Here is an 18,686-nt window from a genome sequence, read left to right on the forward strand (position 1 = left end):
CGCGAAGGCGGGCGTGGTCCTCCCATGATCGTGTTCTGCGGCTACGCCAACGTCGACCTCACGGTCGCCGTCCCGGTGCTGCCGGGGCCCGCCGCCCTCGCCGCGGCGCCCGCGGCTAGCCGCCGCGGGCGCCGCGGGCACCACGGGCGCCGCGGGCGCCGTCGCTCAGCGGGTCACCTGTCCTTGCGGGGGACGTAGAGGCGGATGTCGTCGATGACCGCCTCGCCCTCGTAGTAGTTCAGGTGCGGGTCGCCGATGACGAACGAGTCGGGGTACGCCGAGCCCTTCGGCCAGGTGTGCCGGGTGACCCACGTCCCGTGCGGGCCCTTGTGGACGAGCCTGCGGTCGAAGCGGCCGTCGTACTCGCCGGGCGTCTGGTTGTAGTGCCAGATCGGGCGGCCGTGCTCGACGAAGTCGTGGTGGACGCGCAGCGTCGCCTGCCCGATGAACCGGAACGGGCCGCTCATCTCCAGCGTGTACCCGGTGTCGTCGCGCTCCACGGCGAACCGGTACGACGCCTTCGGCAGCAGCTGCGGCTGGAGCTCCGCGCTGGTCAGGTGCCCCTCGAACCGCTTCCCCGGCCCGTAGGGCTTGTCCAGGGACGCGTTGCCGCAGGCGGTCTTGGCGTAGTACTCGGTGCTGATGTTGTTGTCCGGGCCGCCGATGAACTTGTCGCCCCGCGCGAACAGCGCGTTCACGCCGTTGAAGGTGCCGTCGAACGTCCGGTACATCTTGCGGGTCTTCGGGTTGCAGGTCGCGGCGTGCTTCCAGCGGGGGAGGTCGCTGTAGTAGCCGTCCATGATGACCTTGCGCCGGAAGTGGATGTCCGGGTTGCCGTGCGGCGCGGGCGTGGCGTAGTCGAGGATCGTCATGTAGTAGAAGCCGTTCTCCCGCGTCACGTCGTGGTACTGGCACCGCGACTGGCCAGGGAGGGCGCCGGTGAACGTCCACGGGAAGCGGGTCTTGCACGGCTCCTTCGTGTAGCCGTTGTGCCGGCCGTTGTAGTCGAACGTGCCGTTCCGCTTCCCGCCGAAGTCGATGCCGCGCAGCGTCATCTCGACGCGGTAGTGCCGGGGCAGCGGGCGGGTCGGCCGGATCAGCACGCCCGCGTCCCAGCTCGGCTCGGAGAGCCGCGCGGCCCGCTGCCCGCCGGGCAGCGTGACCGTCGACAGGCCGGGACGGGAGTCGGGGCGGCCGTCGTGGTCCTTGTCGACGGCGGCGACCTCGGCGGTCAGCCATCCCTTCCGGCCGAACGCGACGCGCTTGCGGAACACGTTCAGCGTGGCCATCTGCTTCTTGAACAGCGGGCCGCTCATCCTCGTCCACGCCTCGCCGTCGTCGTCGAACGCGTCGACGTTCCACGGGCTGCGCCTTCCCTGCGGGTCCAGCCGCCACGGCGCGCCGTCGACGCGCAGGGGCCGGTCGAAGTCCTCGGCGTCCAGCAGGACCCAGCGCCCCTTGCCGGACGCGCCGACGCCGTTCCCGGACGCGTTCCCGGCGGGCGCGGGCCATGCCACGGAGGCGGTCGTCATGGCGGTCGCCCCGGCGGCGGCGATCGCGGCCTTCCAGCTTCTCTTCACGGCGTGACTCCTCGGTTGCCCGGACCAGGGGGGCGCTGTGCCCACCGGTGGTCAATCAGAGAGCCCGGCCCCCGTGGGCGTGCCGTCCGACATGCGGTCTTGCCCCTTTCTTGGCCCGTCCCGGCGCCGCGTCTTGGGCGCTTCTGAAGAAGCCGTGGATTTTTGGTTATCGCCCGTCCCGCGCGGGGTCCGCTGCGTGTTCGCACAGCCCCGACGAGAGAAGGATGTGGCATCGCCATGAGCTATCCCCCTGCCCGCGGCACCGGACGGCCGCGTCCCGCGAGGCCGCGCCCGGGACGGCCGCGCAGGGCGTCCCGCCGCGTCGCGGTCTGGACGGCCGCGGGCGCGGCGGGCCTGCTGGTGATCGGCGGCGTCGCCGGGACGGCCGCCGGCGCGTTCGGGGACGGCGCGGACGGCGCGCCCACCGCGAGCGGCTCGTCGTTCTCCCCGAGCGCCGCGCCGACCGCCCCGGTCGCCGACGCCCCGCGGACGGCACCGAGCCGCGCGCCGCAGCCGAAGCACAGGAAGGCCAAGGCGTCGCACAAGCCGGCGCCGCGCGCGACGCACCGCCGTCCCGCCACGAAGGCACCGACGAAGGCACCCGCGAAGCCGAAGGCCCCGGCCGCGCCCGCCGGCGGGACCGCCGGACGGTACGCCTCGCAGGTCGTCGCGCTGGTCAACGCCGAGCGCGCCAAGCACGGCTGCGGCGCCCTGACGGTCAACAGCAAGCTGGCGCGGGCCGCGCAGGGCCACTCCGCCGACATGCACGCCCGGAACTTCTTCGACCACACCAACCCGGACGGCAAGGACCCCGGCGACCGGATCACCGCCGCGGGCTACCGCTGGTCCTCCTACGGCGAGAACATCGCCAAGGGCCAGGCGACCCCCGCGAGCGTGATGGACGCGTGGATGAACAGCTCCGGCCACCGCGCGAACATCCTGAACTGCGGGTTCAAGGAGATCGGCGTCGGCGTGGTGCTGAGCGGCGGCCCGTACTGGACGCAGGACTTCGGCACGAGCCGCTGACCGCGCCGGGGCCTCAGGCGGGGGTCGCGAAGTCCTGCGTCCACCAGGGGCCGCCGGACCCCGGCACGAAACCCACCCCGATCATCGTCAGGCGGCAGTTCAGGATGTTGGCGCGGTGCCCCTGGCTGTTCATCCAGGCCGTGACGACGGCGGGCGGGGACGCCTGGCCCTGCGCGATGTTCTCCGCCCACGCGCTCCAGCGGAAGCCGGCGGCGGTGATCCGGTCGCCCGGATCGTCTCCGCCGGCGCCGCCGTGGTCGAGGGCGTGCCGGGACGCCATGTCCTCGGTGTGCGCCTGCGCGGCCTTGTGCAGGGCGGGCGAGACGCGCAGGGGGCGGCATCCGGCTTTGGCCCGGTTCCGGTTGACCAGCGCGACGACCTGCTGCTCGACGCCCGGCTTCGCGGTCTTCGACGGCCGCGGCGGCGCGAGGTGCTCCTTGACGGAGGTAGCGCCGGGACGCGGCGCCGGGGTGCGCGACGGGGTCCGGTGCGCGGCGGCGGGCGGGTCGTCGCGGGGCGGCGGTTCGGCGGGCGAGCCGCCCCGCGTGCCCCAGAAGACCACCGCCGCGCCCGCGACGCCGACGGCCGCGGCGCCCGCCACCCACTTGGCCGCCGCGAGACCGGCGCCCTTCCCCGCGCCCGCCGTGCCCGCCGTGCCCGCCCCGGACGCGGCGGACGCGGCCGTCGGCGTGGACGAGGCCGTGAGCGCCGCCGGGAGCGCGTGCAGCGGGTGCGCGGCGGGCAGCGGCACCATGACCAGGCCCGCGAGCAGCGCCTCCGGCGGGAGGAGGTCCCGCTGCCGGGAGCCGCAGTCCCGGCAGCCGCGGACGTGCTTGGCGACGCGCTTGCGCCACAGCGGCGACGGCCGCCCGTCCCATCGCGCGAGGACCGGGACGAGCGCCTCGCAGCGCCGCTCCGCCCCCACGACCCGCACGACGGCGCGGCACGTCGCGAGCTGCTTCTTCATCCGCTGCACCCGGACCGCCGCGTGCGCCGCCGACACGCCCAGCGCGTCGGCCAGCTCGCCGCGGGTGAGGTGGCCGGACGCCTCCAGCCACCACAGGCCGAGCAGCTCGCGCTCCCCCGCGTCGAGCCAGCGGGTCGCCTCGGCGATCTCGCGGCGCTGCCCGGACAGCTCCAGCCGCAGGACGGCGGCCTCGGCGAAGTCGGCCTCGGACGCGGCGACCCGCGCGAGGGCGTCGGGGTCCATGGGCGTCCCGCGCTGGAGCGACGTCCAGCGGCGGCGCACCTGGTTCATCGCGATGGACACGAGCCAGGAGCGGAACCGTCCCGGCTCGCGCAGGCCGTGCAGCCCGCCGAGCGCGCGCAGCACCGAGTCCTGGACGACGTCGTCCACGTCGGCGTGGCCGTCGAGGGCCCAGCCGACCACGTTGTAGAGCAGCGGCAGGTGCTCGGCGACCAGCCGCTCCCTGGCCTCGGGGTCGCCGTCCTGCGCCGCCCGGACCAGCAGGTCCACGTCCTCGCCCACGCGCGTCACCGTCCCTCCAGCGGATCGCCCCCGACCCCCTGGAGACCTCCTGGAACACCGCAGATAACAACAAGCACACCATCTCCGGCAAGTCCCCCACCCTCTGTACGGCGCCGGGCGCCCCGGAGGTTCCGCTCCCGCCCCGTCCAGGGGGCCGGGTTGGTAGCGTCGGCGAGCGTGCGGGATCGGTATGCGGTGGTGTTGCCGTCCTGGTGGCGAGCGGTGTCCGGGGCTTGCGCGCTCGGCGCGGCGGGAGCCGTCCCGTTCCTGGACGCGGGCTGGACCGCGCGGGCGGCCATCGTCGCGCTGCTCCTCGTTCAGGGAGCCGCGGCGGGATGGCTGATGCGCGACCGCCCGGAGGCCGCGCTCGCGGTGACGGCCGCCGCGGGCGCCGGGATCCAGGCGCTCGGGCCCGAGCTGGGACCCGGCATCCTCTTCGTGGTGCTGTGCGCGTTCGCGTGGCTGCGTCCCGCGCGGACCTCGCTGTGGGGCATGGGCGCCGTCGCCGCCGTGACCGCCGCCGTCGCCGCCGCGCAGGACCGGCTCGTCGCCCTGTGGCCCGTCGCCGCCCTGCTCGCCTGGAGCTGGGGCGCGCTCGGACGCGCGGAAGCGGCGCGGCGGCACGCCGAGGCCCGGCGCGCGGCCGTGGAGGAGCGGGCGCGCATCGGGCGGGAGCTGCACGACGTCCTCTCCCACACCGTGTCCGTCATGGTCGTGCAGGCCGCCGCCGCGGACGACGTGTTCGACGCGAACCCCGGGCTCGCGCGGCGGGCCGTCCGGAACCTGGAGGCCGAGGGGCGGCAGGCGCTCGCGGAGCTGCGGCACTTCCTGCGGTCGGTCCGGGACGCCGACGGCGGCGACGCGGACGGGTCCGTCCCCGGCCTGGGAGACTTGGACCGGCTCGCCGCCTCCGTCACCGGCGCCGGGCTGCGGGTCCGGATCCAGCGGGAGGGGATGGCCGAGGTGCGGGTTCCGTCCGGCGTGGGCCTCGCGGTCTACCGGATCGTCCAGGAGGCGCTGACGAACGCGCTGCGGCACGCCCGCGCGGGCCGCGCCGACGTGATGCTGCGGTACGCGGGCGGGCGCCTCGACGTCGACGTCCGCGACGACGGCCCCGGCGCCCTCACGGCCCCCGGCGGCCCGGGTTCCGAGGCGGCGGGGCTCGCCGGGAGCGGGCAGGGCATCGCCGGGATGCGGGAGCGCGCCCTGCTGCTCGGCGGCACGTTCGAGGCCGGCCCCGACCCGGACGGCGGGTTCCGGGTGCGGGCGTCGCTGCCGGTCGGGGAGGCCGGGTGACGATCCGCGTGCTGGTCGCCGACGACCAGGACCTCGTCCGCGCCGGGTTCAGCATGATCATCGAGGCGCGGGACGACCTCACCGTCGTCGGCGAGGCCGGGGACGGCGAGTCCGCCGTCCGCGCGGCCGAGCGGCTGCGCCCCGACGTCGTGCTGATGGACGTCCGGATGCCCGGCGTCGACGGCATCGCCGCCACCCGGCGCATCACCGCGTCCGCCGACCCGCCCAAGGTGATCATCCTGACGACGTTCGACCTGGACGAGCCGCTCTACGCGGCGCTCCGGGCGGGCGCCGCCGGGTTCCTGCTCAAGGACGTCCGGCCGGACGACCTGGCCGAGGCGATCCGGGTCGTGGCGCGCGGCGACGCGCTGCTCGCGCCGTCGGTGACCCGGCGGCTGCTCGACCGGTTCACCGCGACCGAGCCGCGCGCACCCGTCCGGCCAGAGGCGCTCGCGGAGCTGACCGACCGCGAGATGCAGACGCTGGAGCTCGTGGCGCGCGCCGCGTCCAACGCCGAGATCGCGGCGCGGCTCGTCGTCACCGAGGCGACGGTGAAGACGCACGTGTCGAGCATCCTGCGCAAGCTCGGCCTGCGGGACCGCGTGCAGGCGGTCGTCCTCGCCTACGACCTCGGCCTGGTCCGCCCCCGCCCCTCCGCCTAGGAACCCGCGTTCCGGGGCGGCTCTCCGACGAAAGTCGCAAGGCGGAGACCGATCCTTCGTTGGAAGCGCCCCGGGCCGCGCGTTCCTAGCGTTGGCGGCATGATGAAGCGGCGTTCGGGGACGGCCCCGTCTTCGAGGGCGGCCCCGCGGTCGCGGCGGGCGGCGTGGACGCTGGTCCTGGTCGCGCCCGCGGTCGCCGAGCTCACCCTCGGCACCGTCCCGGTCCGGATGTTCTGGCTGGTGCTGCTCTACGTGCCCGTCTACGGCGCCGGGGTGCTGCTGGTCCGGGAGCTGGTCCGCCGCTTCGGGGGCGGGTGGAGCAGCGTCCTGGCGATGGGCCTGGTGTACGGGCTGGTCGAGGAGGGGCTGGCGTTGCAGAGCCTGACCAGCCCGCACCTGTACGGCGCGGCGGACTGGGGGCCGCGCCCCTTCGGCGTCAACGCCCCGTACGCGGAGCTGAACCTGCCGTACCACGCGGTGTTCAGCGTCCTCATCCCGATCGCGCTCGTGGAGCTGGTGTTCCGCCGCCACGGCCGGGCCGCCTACCTGCGGCGCGGCGGCCTGGTCGTCACGGGTCTCGTCGCGGCCCTCGGGGCGCTGCTGCTCCGCGTCTCGGTCCCGCCGTCCGAGGACCCGCACTACGCGCTGCCCGGCGGGGCCGCGCTGATCATCCTCGCGCTGTGCGCGGCGCTGACCGTCCTGGCCCTGGGCGTTCTGCCCCGCCTGCCCCGCCCGCCGCTGCGGGGCGCCCTGCCTGCGCCCCGGGTGCTCGGCATCGTCTGCGGCGCCGCGTCGTTCGGGTACCTCGCCCTGCTGTTCCCGTTCGCCGGCGCCGACCACTCCGCCTTCGTCGCGCGCTCGTGGACGCCCGTCCCGATGGCCGCCGCCGCGCTCCTGGCCGCCGCGACCGCCGTCTTCCTGCGCCGGGCGGGAGGCTGGACGGACCGCCACCGCCTCGCGGCGATCTCCGGCGCTCTCGTCGCGCACACCGCGTTCGGGCTGGTCGCGAACACCGGGAACATCCCGGACGCCCTCGGCCTGATCGTCGTCGCCGCCGCGATGGTCGCCCTGCTCGCCGCCCTCGGCCGCCGCCTCACCGCACCCGGACCGGCCCGCCCGGCTCACACCACCCGGGAGACCTTGTAGGCGATGCCGCCTTCGACGAGGTAGCCCGTCCCCACGCAGACGGCGTCGTTCAGCCACGCGTACCGCTCGGCGCCCGTCTCGAAGAGCGGGGTCGTCCTGAAGTAGTAGCGGGACGGTTCGACGCGGTGCCGGGTGGCGGTGTCGGCCATCTCGTCGCGCAGCTCCGGCGGGGTGGTGTAGCGGCCGCCGTAGGTCATGTGCACGAGGGCTCCGTCGTCGGTGCGCAGCGCGAGCCGGACGTCCAGGCACATCGTCCCGCCGGGGCGGAACAGCGCCCAGTCACCGCCGCCCGGCAGCACCTCGCCGCGCAGGCGGGGTCCCTCGAAGGCGCCGCCCGCGGCGCCGAACAGGACGCGCCGCCCGGCCGGTCCCCTGCCGAAGTCCAGCGGCGGGTCCAGGTCGACCACGATGTCGAACAGGAGCTCCGTCCGGATCTCCCCGACGTCCTTCACACGCGGGTCCGCGAGCATGCGCCATCACCTTTCCCGGTCGCGGAACAGGCGGCGCCGGACGGCGTCGGCCGAGACGCCGGACTGCGCGCACAGCTCCGCGAGGTCGAAGAAGAAGTACTCACCGGCGATCAGATCGTCCTTGAACGCGAACCGGATGAACACCGGCAGCTCGGCGCGGCGCCCGCTGGGCTCGACGCCGAACCGGGTGCCGGTGAGGGTCATCCGGGCCGTCCCCCAGCAGACCAGGGCGTCGCGGTTCGCGGCATGCCCCTGCAAGGCGACGTCGTAGTCCGGGAACGAGGCGAAGAACCGGCGCAGCGCCGCCGCGTTCTCCGCCGGGCCGCGCGCGGTCGTCCCGAAGGCCGGGCTCTCCAGCACCATCTCCGGGTGCAGCAGCGCCATGGCCGCGGGCACGTCCTGGCGGCTCTTGGCGGCGGCCAGCGCCTCCGCCAGCTCGACCATGCGATCGGGGTCCATGCCCGCTCCTCTCCCGCCGACAAGAAAACAATACGATCGATCGTACGTATAGGCAATCTGGCACGATGGACCCGATGAGCGAGGACGACCTCCCGGCCGACGGCCGGCTGCTGCGCGGGGCGCGGACCCGGAAGACCGTCACCCGGCACGCCGTCGACGTCGCCTCCGCCGAGGGGCTCGACGGCCTCAGCCTCGGCCGCCTCGCCACCGACCTGCGGATGAGCAAGAGCGGCATCCAGACCCTGTTCCGGTCCAAGGAGAACCTGCACCTCGCGACCGTCGAGGCGGCCCGCGAGCTGTTCGTCGACGCGGTCGTGCGCCCCGCGCAGTCCGCCCCGCCCGGCGCGGCCCGGCTGCGCGCGCTCGTCGCGAACTGGATCGACTACGCCGAGAAGCCGCTGTTCACCGGCGGATGCTTCTGGGCGGCGAACCTCCCCGACTTCGACAGCAGGCCCGGCCCCGTCCGCGACGCCCTGGCCCGCCAGCACCGGGACTGGCTCGCCCTCCTCGCCGCCGAGTACCGCCGCGCGGCGGCCGCCGGCGAGATCGCGCCGCTCGACGCCCACCTGGCCGCCTTCCAGACCGACGCCGTCCTCACCGCCGCCAACACCGCCCTGCGCCTGGACGAGCCCGGCGCGACCGCCCTGGCCCGCCGCGCGATCGACGGCCTCCTCGCCCCTCCCTGACCCGCCGGACGATCTCCCGGCAGAACTTTCACCGTTCGCGGAACGAAGCTGTCCGGATTGTCCGCGAGGCTTGCACCATGACCTCGAACACCAGCGGAACGCGCGCCGTGACGGCCCGCGAGATCCAGATCACCTTCGACTGCGCCGACCCGGCCGCCCTGGCCGCGTTCTGGGCCGAGGCCCTCGGCTACCGGCTCCAGGACCCGCCCGGCGACTTCCGAACCTGGGACGAGGCCCTCGACGCGATGGGCGTGCCGCCCGAACGCCGCAACGACGCCTCGGCGGTCGTCGACCCGGCGGGCGACGGGCCGCGCCTGTTCTTCCAGCGCGTCCCGGAGCCCAAGCAGGTCAAGAACCGCGTCCACCTCGACGTGCGGGCGGCGCCCGGCCTCACGGGCGACGCGCGGATGGCGGCCCTGGAGGCGGAGGCGGAGCGGCTCGTCGCGCACGGCGCCGCCCGCCTCCAGCGGTTCGAGCCCGCTCCCCCGCTCGGCGCCGGCCACATCATCATGGCCGACCCCGAAGGCAACGAGTTCTGCCTCGACTGACCCGCGCCTCCCGCGGCGGCCGGGGCGTCCGCGCTAGGCGCCGGGTGCCGTGGCCGGACGGTCCTGCGGCGCCCAGGAGAGCAGGATGCGAAGCGCGTCGTCGGACGGCGTCCCCGGCTCGGCGGTGAGGACCATGAGCCGCTGGCCGCTGCCGTCCGGGCTGTTCCAGGTGTCGCAGTCGAGCGTGAGGTCGCCGACCACGGGGTGCCGGTAGCGCTTCGTGCCGTGACCCGCGGAGTTGACGCGGTGCTCGGCCCACCAGGTGCGGAAGTCGGCGTCCTGGACGGACAGCTCCCCGACGAGCCGCGCGAGCTCGGGGTCGTCGGGGTCCTTCGCCGCCTCCATGCGGAGGGCCGCGACGGCGTCGCGGGCGTCGTGCCGCCATTCCAGGTGCATGCCGCGGATGCCGGGGTCGGTGAACATCAGGCGGACGTAGTTGCGCTCACCGGCGGGCACCCGGGCGAAGTCGGTGTAGAGGGCGGCGGCCGCGTCGTTCCACGCCAGGACGTCCATCCGCTTGCCGAGCACGACCGCCGGCGTCCCCGGGAGCCGGTCGAGCAGGCGCCGCACCGCCGGCCGCACCCTCTGGGCGGCGCGGCGGCGGCGCGGCCGGGCGTCGGTCTTGCCCGCGATCTCGTAGAGGTAGGTCTGCTGGTCCTCGTCCAGGCGCAGCGCGTCGGCGAGAGTCTTGAGGACCCCGGCGGACGCCCGGACACGGCCCTGCTCCAGCCGGGTGTAGTAGTCGACGCTGATCGCGGCGATCCGCGCGACCTCCTCGCGGCGCAGGCCCGCGACCTTGCGGCGCCCGTCGTCCTCGGGCAGGCCCACGTCGCGCGGCGTGAGCTGGGCCCGGCGCGCCTTGAGGAAGACCCCGAGGTCCCCGGCCTGCGATGAAGCGGTCATACCGTCCATTGTCGGCGGACCGGGGACGCGTTGGGAGGGCAGGATCCTTCCCAGGCAAGAACCCGCCTCTTACGGGCGCCTCATGGGAGCGCCACCGTGGAACCACGCCGCCGGAATCACCGGCGGCGGCCCCACGAAGCACTGGAGCGTCCCATGAAGATCGACGTCGCCTTCGACAGCAACGGCATCACCCTCGCCGGTCACCTCCACCTGCCCGACACCCCTGCCGACCGCCCGTGGCCGGGCGTGGTCGTCGGCCATCCCGGCACCGGCGTGAAGGAGCAGACCGCGGGACTCTACGCGTCCCGGCTCGCCGCCCGGGGCTTCGCGGCCCTCGCCTTCGACGCCGCCTACCAGGGCGAGAGCGGCGGCGAACCCCGCGGTCTCGAGGACCCGGCCCAGCGCGTCGAGGACCTCAAGGCCGCCGTCTCGTTCCTCACCACGCGCCCCGAGATCGACGCCGGACGCATCGGCGCGCTCGGCATCTGCGCCTCCGGCGGCTACGTCCTGCCCGCCACCGCCGGCGACCACCGCGTCCGGGCCGTCGCCACCGTCAGCGCCGTCGACATCGCCCGCCAGTTCCGGCTCGGCGCCGACGGCGCCCAGGACCCGGCCGTCTTCCAGGGCATGCTCGACGCCGCGGCCGTCGCCCGCACCACCGCCGCGCGCGGCGAGGACCCGGGCGCGCTGCCCCTGTTCCCCGCCACCGCCGAGGAGGCGCGCCGGCTCGGCGGCGAGCACGGCGCCGAAGGCTTCGACTACTACCGGACCCCGCGCGCCGCGCACCCGCGCTCGGCGACGGCCCTCACCTGGTCCAGCGTCGACAGGATCGCCGCCTTCGACGCCTTCGCGCCCGTCCCGCTGATCGGCCCGCGCCCGCTGCTGATGATCGTCGGGACCCGCGCCGTCACGTCCTGGATGAGCGTCAAGGCGTTTCAGAAGGCCACCGGACCCAAGGAGATCCACTGGATCGACGGCGCGAGCCACGTCGACCTCTACGACAGGGAGCGCCACGTCGGGCCGGCGGTGGAGAAGCTCGCCGCGTTCTTCACCGCCGCGCTCGCCGAGCCCCAGGCGCGGGCCGCCTAGCCGGGGGCGTCAGCGGACGACGTCGAACACGTTCTTCTGGATGCCGTTCGCGTACGCCTCGTGCTCGACGAGCTTCAGCTTCTGCGCGTCCTTGTCGGTGCCGCTGAACAGCCGCTTGCCCGCGCCGAGCAGCACCGGGAAGACGAGCAGGTGGTAGCGGTCGATGAGACCCGCGTCGGAGAGGTCCCGGTTCAGGGTGGCGCTGCCGTGGATGATGATCGGGCCGCCGTCGGTCTCCTTCAGCGCGGCGACCTCGTCCAGCGAGCGCAGGATCGTGGTCTCGCCCCAGTCGGAGACGAGGTCATCGTCGGTGAGGGTGGTGGAGACGACGTACTTCGGCATCACCTTGTAGTCGGCGAACTCCGCCATGCCCGGCCAGACGGGGCTGAACGCCTCGTAGCTGACCCGGCCCATCATCATCGCGGCGGCCTCCTTCTGCTCCCGGCCCTTGAGCTCGTACGCCTCCGGGAGGAACTCGATGTCCTTGAAGGTCCATCCGGAGTTGCGGTACTCCGGCTCGCCGCCGGGACCCTCGACGACGCCGTCGAGCGAGACGAAAGCGGTGCTGATCAGAGTGCGCATCTGGGATCTCCCGAGCCTCTCGTGATGGTTCTGAGCGGGCGGGATCATGTCCGCCCTGGGGCCGTTCGCCCCACCTTGGCAGACCGCCCGCCGGTTCAGAACTCATCGCCGCCGAAGACCACTTTCGGCCGCCCGCACTCCGGTAAGTCGCTACTCAGAGTCCGGCGCCGCGCTCTTCAGGACGTCCAGCGCGTCCGCCTTCACGATGACCGCCTTACCCGGCACACCCCGCACCAGACCGCGCGCCTTGAGGATCTTCACCGCCTCCGTCGCGGTGCGCGGGGAGACGTCGCACTCCGCGGCCAGCTCGGCCCCGGAGGGGATGGCCGTCCTGGGCGGGTACGTCCCGTCCGCTATGCGCGCGGCGACCAGGTCCGCCAGCTGCACCCGCAGCGGCGCCTCGCCGTCCAGCTCGACCATGATCCAACGGTATGCGCATGTCGCGTATGCTTCTTAGCTCGCATAGGCTGCGCAGCGTGCGTAGGTTGCCTAAGCTTGGGGTGCCGAAACAGAAGCGCCCCGTCCGGACGTTGCGACCGTCCGAACGGGGCTAGGACCGGACGCCCCAGGAGGCGAACGACCCATGACACCCGATGCTAGGGCGCGGCTTGAGGCGCTCGGGACCGTTCTGCGCGCGCACGGGCTGAGCGCGTGGTTCACGCCGGACGGCCTTCATGTGGAGAACCCGGACGCGGACGGCTGCTGCACCGTCCACCCCTGCCTCGTCATGACCGTGGAACCCCGCCCAGAGGACGCGGGGCGGCCGTGGTTCTGGACGGGGTGGCGTCATCCGGTCGCGGAGGCGGACCGGGTGGCGGACGCCGTCCTCGCGATCAAGGGCCTGCTGGACGGGGCGCCGGGAGCGGCGCCGTGACCGCGCTCGTGACGGCGGCGATCGCGCTCGCCGCGGCGGTGTCGGCGAGCTGGGCGACCGCGCTCACCGTCGGCCGCCGCCCCAGGTACGTCGGCAGGCACCGCGCGCCGTTCTGACGGCGGGTCAGCGGGCGCTGGCGAGGGCGCGGATCAGTGGGTTGGGGTTGGTGGTGTGCCAGGCGAAGGCCCACCGGATGGGCGGGGCGTCGCGGACGAGGATGTAGACCAGGTCGGGTCGGGGGTAGAAGCCGGCCGCCTCGGCGGTCGCGGCGGCGACGGCATGCCCGGCGCTCACCGCCTTGAGCTGGTCTTCCCAGTCGGAGACGGCCGGGCCACGGGCGATCAGGCGTCCGGACGGGGTGCGGAAAGGCTGGAACACCTCCTCCATGGACGCCGGGATCGGCGACCGGTGGGCCATGAAGGTCAGGTCGCCGTAGTCCTCCAGGCTGAGGGATTCGCGGTCGGCGTAGGGGTTGCTGGTGGCCATCGCCAGGACGATCGGTCAGGTGTGGGTGATCGGGCCGACGGTGATGTCGGGTTCGCGGACCGGCAGCCACAAGTGGGCCATGTCGATCTCCCCCGAACGCAGCGGGGTGAGCGGGTCGACGGCGTTGAGCTCGCGGTGCACGAACCGGGCGGCCGGGTGCCGGGCGCGGAACCAGTCCACGATCTCCCGGATCTGCCAGCCCTCCGGGCCCATGCTGCCGAGCGTGAGCGTGCCCGGAACATCGAGGGCGGTGGCCGAGGCCTCTTCGATCCCGTTGATGATCTGCTGGTAGGCGGGCCGGAGGGTCTGGTGGAGACGTTCACCGGCGTGACCCCGCGCCACGGGCCCCGCCCCCCGGACGGCCCAGCGATGTGTCGATTTAGGCGGGGTGCCGTTCGTCTTCGATGTACGACCTCCCGGCACAGGGGAGGGGAACTTGCACCCATGTGAAGGGGGAATCGTCGTGCATGTTGACGAAGAGCTGGCCTCGATCCCGGTCCCGCGCAGCCTGGCCGAGCGACAGGCCTATGCCCGAAACCGGCTCGACACCGACTTCCAGATGTGGCTGGCCACCGGGAGCAATGGCCATGGCGCGCATCTGATCCCCGTGGCCTATGTGCGGGCCGGCTCGGCTCTCTATACCGCGACCTTTGCCAAGAGCAGCACTGTTTCCAACATCAAAGGGCGCCCACAAGCGCGGGTCGCTCTCGGCGACACCGCCGACGTCGTCATGATCGACACCAGCGCGTCCCTTATGGATCTCCCTGACATCGACGCTGACATCGCCGAGCGCTACGCCAAGGTTTCCACAGACCCCCGCACCTCCCCGGAGGGCACGTTCGTCTACCTACGCCTGGACTTCAGGCGCATCCAGGTCTGGAACGGCTTTCACGAATTCGTTGGGCGCACGGTCATGCGGGATGGCCGATGGCTGGACAACCCGGTCGACTGAGGTGATCTTTCGATCACCGATCCGGCCGACCGGATAGCCCGATCCTGATGGCCGCCGCCGAGCCACCACCCCGGGCAGGCCGGGGTCTACCAGGCCATGCTGGAGGTCGGCCGCGCGCAGAAGACCCGCGCCGCACCGTTCGCCCTGCTCGGCACTTCTGAGAACAGGGGGCGTGTACCTGGTGACGCCGTCCTTCACGACAGGCCGATCCCGGAGGGACCTCAGGCGAAGTCGCCGGCGTGCTCCGCGGCCCATTCGGCGTACGTACGGGGCGCGTGACCGGTGAGGTCGGCGACCACCGAGGTGCCAGGGGCGGGCTTGCCGACGGTCGCGGCCATCAGGTCGAACAGCGCGTTGACGAAGTCCGGGTCCATGAAGGCGCCCATCTGCTCGCGCAGCGGACCGTCAGGGATCTCCTCGAAGCGCAGCGGCCGGCCGAGCGCCTCGCCGAGCACGCGGACCTGCTCGGTCTGGGTGAGGGACGCGGCTCCGGTGAGCTCGTACACCCGGCCCTGGTGCCCGCCGTCGACGAGCACCCGGACCGCGACGTCGGCGACGTCCTTCTCGTGGATCATCGAGAACGCGGCGTCCGCGTACGCGCCGCGGATCACCTCGCCGCCCTGGAGCTGCATGCCGAAGGCCAGCGAGTTGATCGCCGGGAACATGATGCGGAGGATCGTCGCGGGAACGCCGGTCGCCGCGATCGCCCGCTCGACCCCGGCGTGATAGGCCGCGATCACGTCCGGCTGCCGGTCCGCGCCGTCGACCACGGCACCCGACGACAGGAAGACGATCCGGCCGACACCCGCCTTGGCGGCCGCCTCGAGGAACGCGGTGGCATCCAGCCCGTACGGCAGGACCAGGAACACGGCGGTCACACCGTCGAGCGCGGCCGCGAACGTCGCGGGCTTCGCCAGGTCGCCCTGGACCACCTCGACTCCTTCGGGGAGACCGGCCTTCTCCGGGGTGCGGGTGAGCGCCCGCACCTGGTGGCCCTCCCGACGCAGCGCCTCGACGGTCTGCCGGCCGAAGTACGCGGTAGCACCGATGACCAGGATCATTGCCGATCTCCTTCTCTCTTGCGGTACCTCCACTCTATCAGAACGGAATACTTTGTTCCACATCGCGCGTCTTCGCGCCCATCCCGGAGCGCGGAGCCGCGTCAGCACCGTCTGCATGGTCGCGGCGTTCCTGAGCGGTGCTGTGTCCGCAGCCGCCGGGGCGCCCGTCTTCGCCGCGGACGGCGCCTCCACGACCCGGTCGGGCGGGCGCCGATCGTCGGCCGGGACGCGATCCGCGACTGGTCGGGCATCACCGTCGGCGAGTCGGGCGGAGACGGCCTCATCCGCGAGGCGCGCGCCTACTTCGATCAGCGGGTCTTCCAAGCGCAACTCGGCTGACGCAGATCACCTATCGGTGGCCGGGTTCTTGAAGTGGGCGGCGGTCTCCGCGTCGGCCGGATAGTAGGACTCGATGGCGACCTCGTCGAGGGTGATGTCCTGCGGGGTGCCGAACGTGGTGATGGTGGAGAAGAGCCGCAGCTCGCGGCCGGAGTGGCGGACGATCATCTGGATGACGACGTCGGAGTCGGCAGGAGGGTCGTCCGGGCCGGGTTCGAGGAGTTCCTCGTAGAGGGCGGCCAGGCCAGGGTCCGGGGCGGCGGCGAGCTGGCGCCGGACCCGGGAGCGGAACACCGCGCGGACGTCGGCCATGTTGACGACCAGGCGGGCGAGGCCGCGCGGGTCCAGGCCGAGCCGCAGCAGGTTGACGGGCGGCCGGAGCAGCTCCGGGTCGACCTCGGCGAGGAACGGCTCGACGGCGGCGTTGGTCATGACGATGTTCCAGCGGCGGTCGAACGCCAGCGCCGGGTACGGCTCGTGCGCGCGGAGCACCCGTTCGACGGCGTTCCGGGCGGCGGACAGCGCGGCGTCGTCGAGCGGCCGTTCGGCGTACCGGGGCGCGAAACCGGCCGCGAGCAGCAGCCGGTTGCGGTCGCGCAGCGGCACGTCGAGCTGGTCGGCGAGCCGCAGCACCATGTCGGCGCTCGGGTTGGAGCGGCCCGTCTCGACGAGGCTGACGTGCCGCGCCGACACGTCGGCCGCGATCGCGAGGTCGAGCTGGCTGAGCCGCCGGCGATGCCGCCACTGCCGCAGGAGCTCCCCGACCGTGTGCACGGTTCCCGAGCGTACTCATCGTGGCGCCGGACGCCATGAAATGGGATTTCATCGACAATCCGCAGCCGCCGCGGAAACACTGCGGCCATGACGAACAAGGACACCGTTCAGCGGGCACTGTCGGAACTGATCGCGACCGGCAGCACCGCCGGACTCGCGCCGCTGCTCAGCGACGACTTCATCCACCACAGGCCGGACGCGACCTCCTCGACCAAGACCGAATGGCTCGCCAACGTGCAGGCGGCGCTCACCCCGCTCGCCGATATGCAGGTCGAGATCCGGCACCTGCTGGCCGACGGGGACCACGTGGTGCTGCACACGCGGCGCCGGCTGCCGGACGGCGGGCCGGAGATCGCGGTCGTCGACATCTGGCGGGTCGACGGCGGGCTGATCGCCGAGGCGTGGGAGATCATCGAGCCGACCGCCCACGCCGCGGCCAACCTCACCTGGTGGGAGCCCGCCGCCGCCCGGTGACCCGCCGGGCGGGGCCGGCGGTCACAGCTCGAACTCGGCGGGCGGCAGGCCGACGGCGAAGCACGCCTCGCGGACGACGGCCTTCTCCGCGTCGTCGAAGTCGCCGTCGGCGCCGCCGATGACGATGCCGATCTGGATGACGGCGCGGGCCTCGGCGGGCTTCTTCTTCACCTTGCCGATGTCCTGGAGGACCGCGACCTTGCCGAAGTCGAAGTCGGCGGTGAGCTTGGCCACGTAGTCGTTGAAGCGGCGCTGCAGGTCGTCGGCGGGGAAGTTCTGCAGCACCTCGTTGCCCATGATGAGCGACGCGGTGCGCTGCCGCTCGGCCGGGTCCACGTCGCCGTCGGCCGCCGCGACCAGCGCGCACATCGCCATGCTCGCGTCGCGGAACGCTCCGCTCGTCAGTTCGTTCTTCTTGTTGAGCAGCTGCGTCTGCATCGTCTGGGTCGACTCGCGGAGCCTGTTCCAGAGAGCCATCGCTTCCCTTCCCATCGCCGTGCGGACGGTCCGCACCTTCTTCTACAACTGTAGTAATTGAGGGAAGGTTCCCGGGCGCGGAACGAGGGCGGGGCCGCCGTCGGCCCCGCCCTCGGAAAGCGGCGTCTCAGGCCCGCAGACCGCTCACGTAGTCGGCGAACCGCTCGTCCACCTCTTCGGCGGTCAGGCCGAAGTCCTCCAGCGAGTAGCGGTGCGCGGGCTTCGCGGCGCTCGTGGTGCTCTCGCCGTGCAGGCGCGCCATCGCCGTCCGGGCCTCGCCGGTGAACGGCAGCCCGAAGTGCGCGTAGACGCCCTCGACCGTGCCGATCGGGTCGCGGACGAAGTCGTCGTAGTGCACGTCCGCGAACCGCGCCTGGTCGTGCCGGGCCCGCTCGGCGCGGAACGCCTCCAGGCCGCGGCTCCACAGGTCGAGCTGGTCGCGGCCGATCGTCGCGCCGGTGAAGACGTCCGACCAGCCGGCGGTGGCGTGCGCGGCGAGGCTGCACATCGACGCCATGGCGGTGCGCGGCGTCCGGTGCGTCTGGACGATCAGCGCGTCCGGGTAGACCTCCAGCAGCGCGTCGAGCGCGAACAGGTGGCTCGGGTTCTTCAGCACCCAGCGGCGGCCGGGGTCGTTCATGCCGATGAGCTGGAGGTTGCGGCGGTGCCGGGCGTAGGCGGGCGTCCAGTCCTGCCCGGCGAGCCAGGACGAGTACGTCGGCAGGTGCGCCAGGCACTCGAACGAGATCGACAGCATGTTCTGGCGGAGGAGCTGCCAGCACTCCTCGACGGAGTCCGCCGAGATGTAGTGGACGCCCATGAACTCCGGGTTCTCGACATGGTGCTTGCGGTACGCGGCGTCGATCGCCTGGTAGAGCGGGTCGTCCGCCCAGGTCTCGCGGGGCGGGCGCGGCTGCGGGATCTCCGCGAGCCACAGGTCGAGGCCCTGGTGGGCGGGGTCGGCGGTGAGCAGCCGGTGCAGCGCCGTCGTGCCGGTGCGGGGCAGCCCGGTGACGAAGATGGGCCGCTCGATCGGCACGTCCGCGTACCCGGGGTGCTTCTTCCAGGCGGCCTCGGAGAACTGCCGGGCGGCGAGGGCGCCGCGCAGCATCGCGCGCTGCGCCTTGTTCCCGGCCGGGGTGAGGCCGGCGTCCTTCGCCAGCGAGTCGAGCAGGACCTCCAGCCCGCCGAGGTAGTCGTCGTCACCGAACTCCGTCATGCCGGTGACCTTGCGCGCGGACGCGTGGAGGTCCTCGACGGTCCCCACGCTGTCGCGGCCTGCGCTCATCGCTGTGCCTTCCTCAACAGGGCGC

At 73.4% G+C, this 18,686-nt stretch carries 23 protein-coding genes; 10 read left to right on the forward strand and 13 right to left on the reverse strand.

The window, feature by feature from the left end:
* Positions 1 to 173: 173 nt before the first annotated feature.
* Positions 174 to 1,580 (reverse strand): hypothetical protein, encoded by a 1,407-nt coding sequence (locus amrb99_RS41410; protein WP_190866928.1) that lies wholly within the window; start codon positions 1,578 to 1,580, stop codon positions 174 to 176.
* Between the two features lie 237 nt (positions 1,581 to 1,817).
* Between amrb99_RS41410 and amrb99_RS51950 the strand changes: the two genes are divergently transcribed.
* Positions 1,818 to 2,606: a CAP domain-containing protein gene (locus tag amrb99_RS51950; RefSeq protein WP_190866931.1), complete on the forward strand. Its 789-nt coding sequence runs from the start codon at positions 1,818 to 1,820 to the stop codon at positions 2,604 to 2,606.
* 13 nt (positions 2,607 to 2,619) lie between these two features.
* On the opposite strand, the gene amrb99_RS41420 is transcribed toward amrb99_RS51950, so the two are convergent.
* On the reverse strand, positions 2,620 to 4,095 hold the full coding sequence (locus amrb99_RS41420) for a sigma-70 family RNA polymerase sigma factor (protein WP_190866934.1): 1,476 nt from the start codon (positions 4,093 to 4,095) through the stop codon (positions 2,620 to 2,622).
* A gap of 177 nt (positions 4,096 to 4,272) precedes the next feature.
* Here amrb99_RS41420 and amrb99_RS51955 point away from each other — a divergent pair, with 177 nt between their 5' ends.
* From amrb99_RS51955 to amrb99_RS41435, 3 genes are all read left to right on the forward strand, one after another.
* On the forward strand, positions 4,273 to 5,391 hold the full coding sequence (locus amrb99_RS51955) for a histidine kinase (RefSeq protein ID WP_190866935.1): 1,119 nt from the start codon (positions 4,273 to 4,275) through the stop codon (positions 5,389 to 5,391).
* Positions 5,388 to 6,053 carry a response regulator gene (locus amrb99_RS50325; RefSeq protein ID WP_190866937.1) on the forward strand — a complete coding sequence of 222 codons (666 nt, stop codon included), beginning with the start codon at positions 5,388 to 5,390 and terminating at the stop codon, positions 6,051 to 6,053. The genes amrb99_RS51955 and amrb99_RS50325 overlap by 4 nt, the downstream gene beginning before the upstream one ends.
* Positions 6,054 to 6,152: 99 nt before the next feature.
* A complete protein-coding gene (locus tag amrb99_RS41435; protein ID WP_190866939.1) occupies positions 6,153 to 7,199 on the forward strand; it encodes a hypothetical protein in 1,047 nt (348 codons plus the stop codon).
* On the opposite strand, the gene amrb99_RS41440 is transcribed toward amrb99_RS41435, so the two are convergent.
* The gene (locus tag amrb99_RS41440; protein ID WP_190866941.1) at positions 7,175 to 7,669 is read right to left on the reverse strand and encodes a DUF3237 domain-containing protein; all 495 of its coding nucleotides are present in this window, start codon (positions 7,667 to 7,669) and stop codon (positions 7,175 to 7,177) included. The genes amrb99_RS41435 and amrb99_RS41440 overlap by 25 nt on opposite strands.
* Before the next feature lie 6 nt (positions 7,670 to 7,675).
* Complete coding sequence (locus tag amrb99_RS41445; protein ID WP_206700307.1) at positions 7,676 to 8,128, reverse strand: nuclear transport factor 2 family protein; 453 nt, start codon at positions 8,126 to 8,128, stop codon at positions 7,676 to 7,678.
* A 74-nt stretch (positions 8,129 to 8,202) separates the two neighbouring features.
* Between amrb99_RS41445 and amrb99_RS41450 the strand changes: the two genes are divergently transcribed.
* Together amrb99_RS41450 and amrb99_RS41455 are read left to right on the forward strand one after the other, a co-directional pair.
* Positions 8,203 to 8,814 carry a TetR/AcrR family transcriptional regulator gene (locus amrb99_RS41450; RefSeq protein WP_206700308.1) on the forward strand — a complete coding sequence of 204 codons (612 nt, stop codon included), beginning with the start codon at positions 8,203 to 8,205 and terminating at the stop codon, positions 8,812 to 8,814.
* A gap of 77 nt (positions 8,815 to 8,891) precedes the next feature.
* Complete coding sequence (locus tag amrb99_RS41455) at positions 8,892 to 9,362, forward strand: VOC family protein (protein WP_190866944.1); 471 nt, start codon at positions 8,892 to 8,894, stop codon at positions 9,360 to 9,362.
* 33 nt (positions 9,363 to 9,395) lie between these two features.
* Here the strand turns inward: amrb99_RS41455 and amrb99_RS41460 are convergent, their stop codons facing one another.
* On the reverse strand, positions 9,396 to 10,265 hold the full coding sequence (locus amrb99_RS41460) for a helix-turn-helix domain-containing protein (protein WP_206700309.1): 870 nt from the start codon (positions 10,263 to 10,265) through the stop codon (positions 9,396 to 9,398).
* Between the two features lie 153 nt (positions 10,266 to 10,418).
* Here amrb99_RS41460 and amrb99_RS41465 point away from each other — a divergent pair, with 153 nt between their 5' ends.
* Positions 10,419 to 11,354 carry an alpha/beta hydrolase gene (locus tag amrb99_RS41465; protein WP_190866948.1) on the forward strand — a complete coding sequence of 312 codons (936 nt, stop codon included), beginning with the start codon at positions 10,419 to 10,421 and terminating at the stop codon, positions 11,352 to 11,354.
* Positions 11,355 to 11,363: 9 nt separating this feature from the next.
* Here the strand turns inward: amrb99_RS41465 and amrb99_RS41470 are convergent, their stop codons facing one another.
* On the reverse strand, positions 11,364 to 11,936 hold the full coding sequence (locus amrb99_RS41470; RefSeq protein ID WP_190866950.1) for a dihydrofolate reductase family protein: 573 nt from the start codon (positions 11,934 to 11,936) through the stop codon (positions 11,364 to 11,366).
* Between the two features lie 150 nt (positions 11,937 to 12,086).
* A complete protein-coding gene (locus amrb99_RS41475; protein ID WP_206700310.1) occupies positions 12,087 to 12,356 on the reverse strand; it encodes a winged helix-turn-helix domain-containing protein in 270 nt (89 codons plus the stop codon).
* Between the two features lie 163 nt (positions 12,357 to 12,519).
* Between amrb99_RS41475 and amrb99_RS41480 the strand changes: the two genes are divergently transcribed.
* A complete protein-coding gene (locus amrb99_RS41480) occupies positions 12,520 to 12,810 on the forward strand; it encodes a hypothetical protein (RefSeq protein WP_190866952.1) in 291 nt (96 codons plus the stop codon).
* A 123-nt stretch (positions 12,811 to 12,933) separates the two neighbouring features.
* Here amrb99_RS41480 and amrb99_RS41485 read toward each other — a convergent pair whose 3' ends face one another.
* Both amrb99_RS41485 and amrb99_RS41490 read right to left on the reverse strand, forming a co-directional pair.
* Complete coding sequence (locus amrb99_RS41485) at positions 12,934 to 13,308, reverse strand: LysR substrate-binding domain-containing protein (protein ID WP_347257083.1); 375 nt, start codon at positions 13,306 to 13,308, stop codon at positions 12,934 to 12,936.
* A 3-nt stretch (positions 13,309 to 13,311) separates the two neighbouring features.
* Positions 13,312 to 13,638, reverse strand: coding sequence for a hypothetical protein (locus amrb99_RS41490; protein ID WP_190866956.1), 327 nt, complete (start codon positions 13,636 to 13,638; stop codon positions 13,312 to 13,314).
* A gap of 121 nt (positions 13,639 to 13,759) precedes the next feature.
* Between amrb99_RS41490 and amrb99_RS41495 the strand changes: the two genes are divergently transcribed.
* Positions 13,760 to 14,248, forward strand: coding sequence for a hypothetical protein (locus tag amrb99_RS41495; RefSeq protein ID WP_206700311.1), 489 nt, complete (start codon positions 13,760 to 13,762; stop codon positions 14,246 to 14,248).
* A 221-nt stretch (positions 14,249 to 14,469) separates the two neighbouring features.
* Here amrb99_RS41495 and amrb99_RS41500 read toward each other — a convergent pair whose 3' ends face one another.
* Together amrb99_RS41500 and amrb99_RS41505 are read right to left on the reverse strand one after the other, a co-directional pair.
* The gene (locus tag amrb99_RS41500; protein WP_190866958.1) at positions 14,470 to 15,309 is read right to left on the reverse strand and encodes an NAD(P)H-binding protein; all 840 of its coding nucleotides are present in this window, start codon (positions 15,307 to 15,309) and stop codon (positions 14,470 to 14,472) included.
* A 345-nt stretch (positions 15,310 to 15,654) separates the two neighbouring features.
* Complete coding sequence (locus amrb99_RS41505; RefSeq protein ID WP_190866960.1) at positions 15,655 to 16,422, reverse strand: helix-turn-helix domain-containing protein; 768 nt, start codon at positions 16,420 to 16,422, stop codon at positions 15,655 to 15,657.
* A gap of 87 nt (positions 16,423 to 16,509) precedes the next feature.
* Here amrb99_RS41505 and amrb99_RS41510 point away from each other — a divergent pair, with 87 nt between their 5' ends.
* Positions 16,510 to 16,896, forward strand: a complete 387-nt coding sequence (locus tag amrb99_RS41510) for a nuclear transport factor 2 family protein (RefSeq protein WP_190866963.1) — start codon at positions 16,510 to 16,512, stop codon at positions 16,894 to 16,896.
* Positions 16,897 to 16,917: 21 nt separating this feature from the next.
* Here amrb99_RS41510 and amrb99_RS41515 read toward each other — a convergent pair whose 3' ends face one another.
* Positions 16,918 to 17,373, reverse strand: coding sequence for a TerB family tellurite resistance protein (locus tag amrb99_RS41515; RefSeq protein ID WP_190866965.1), 456 nt, complete (start codon positions 17,371 to 17,373; stop codon positions 16,918 to 16,920).
* Positions 17,374 to 17,500: 127 nt separating this feature from the next.
* Positions 17,501 to 18,661: a sulfotransferase gene (locus amrb99_RS41520; RefSeq protein ID WP_190866967.1), complete on the reverse strand. Its 1,161-nt coding sequence runs from the start codon at positions 18,659 to 18,661 to the stop codon at positions 17,501 to 17,503.
* Positions 18,662 to 18,686 lie beyond the last annotated feature (25 nt).

The sequence above is a fragment of the Actinomadura sp. RB99 genome, from assembly GCF_014706005.1.
Classification (GTDB): domain Bacteria; phylum Actinomycetota; class Actinomycetes; order Streptosporangiales; family Streptosporangiaceae; genus Spirillospora.

What these genes read in the sequence shown, in the direction of transcription:
- amrb99_RS41435 (WP_190866939.1), top strand. Translation starts at nt 6,153, where the DNA reads ATGATGAAGCGGCGTTCGGGGACGGCCCCGTCTTCGAGGGCGGCCCCG.
- amrb99_RS41455 (WP_190866944.1), top strand. Translation starts at nt 8,892, where the DNA reads ATGACCTCGAACACCAGCGGAACGCGCGCCGTGACGGCCCGCGAGATC.
- amrb99_RS41460 (WP_206700309.1), bottom strand. Translation starts at nt 10,265, where the DNA reads ATGACCGCTTCATCGCAGGCCGGGGACCTCGGGGTCTTCCTCAAGGCG.
- amrb99_RS51950 (WP_190866931.1), top strand. Translation starts at nt 1,818, where the DNA reads ATGAGCTATCCCCCTGCCCGCGGCACCGGACGGCCGCGTCCCGCGAGG.
- amrb99_RS41465 (WP_190866948.1), top strand. Translation starts at nt 10,419, where the DNA reads ATGAAGATCGACGTCGCCTTCGACAGCAACGGCATCACCCTCGCCGGT.
- amrb99_RS41500 (WP_190866958.1), bottom strand. Translation starts at nt 15,309, where the DNA reads ATGATCCTGGTCATCGGTGCTACCGCGTACTTCGGCCGGCAGACCGTC.
- amrb99_RS41510 (WP_190866963.1), top strand. Translation starts at nt 16,510, where the DNA reads ATGACGAACAAGGACACCGTTCAGCGGGCACTGTCGGAACTGATCGCG.
- amrb99_RS41470 (WP_190866950.1), bottom strand. Translation starts at nt 11,936, where the DNA reads ATGCGCACTCTGATCAGCACCGCTTTCGTCTCGCTCGACGGCGTCGTC.
- amrb99_RS41445 (WP_206700307.1), bottom strand. Translation starts at nt 8,128, where the DNA reads ATGGACCCCGATCGCATGGTCGAGCTGGCGGAGGCGCTGGCCGCCGCC.
- amrb99_RS41450 (WP_206700308.1), top strand. Translation starts at nt 8,203, where the DNA reads ATGAGCGAGGACGACCTCCCGGCCGACGGCCGGCTGCTGCGCGGGGCG.
- amrb99_RS41520 (WP_190866967.1), bottom strand. Translation starts at nt 18,661, where the DNA reads ATGAGCGCAGGCCGCGACAGCGTGGGGACCGTCGAGGACCTCCACGCG.
- amrb99_RS41440 (WP_190866941.1), bottom strand. Translation starts at nt 7,669, where the DNA reads ATGCTCGCGGACCCGCGTGTGAAGGACGTCGGGGAGATCCGGACGGAG.
- amrb99_RS41515 (WP_190866965.1), bottom strand. Translation starts at nt 17,373, where the DNA reads ATGGCTCTCTGGAACAGGCTCCGCGAGTCGACCCAGACGATGCAGACG.
- amrb99_RS41475 (WP_206700310.1), bottom strand. Translation starts at nt 12,356, where the DNA reads ATGGTCGAGCTGGACGGCGAGGCGCCGCTGCGGGTGCAGCTGGCGGAC.
- amrb99_RS41480 (WP_190866952.1), top strand. Translation starts at nt 12,520, where the DNA reads ATGACACCCGATGCTAGGGCGCGGCTTGAGGCGCTCGGGACCGTTCTG.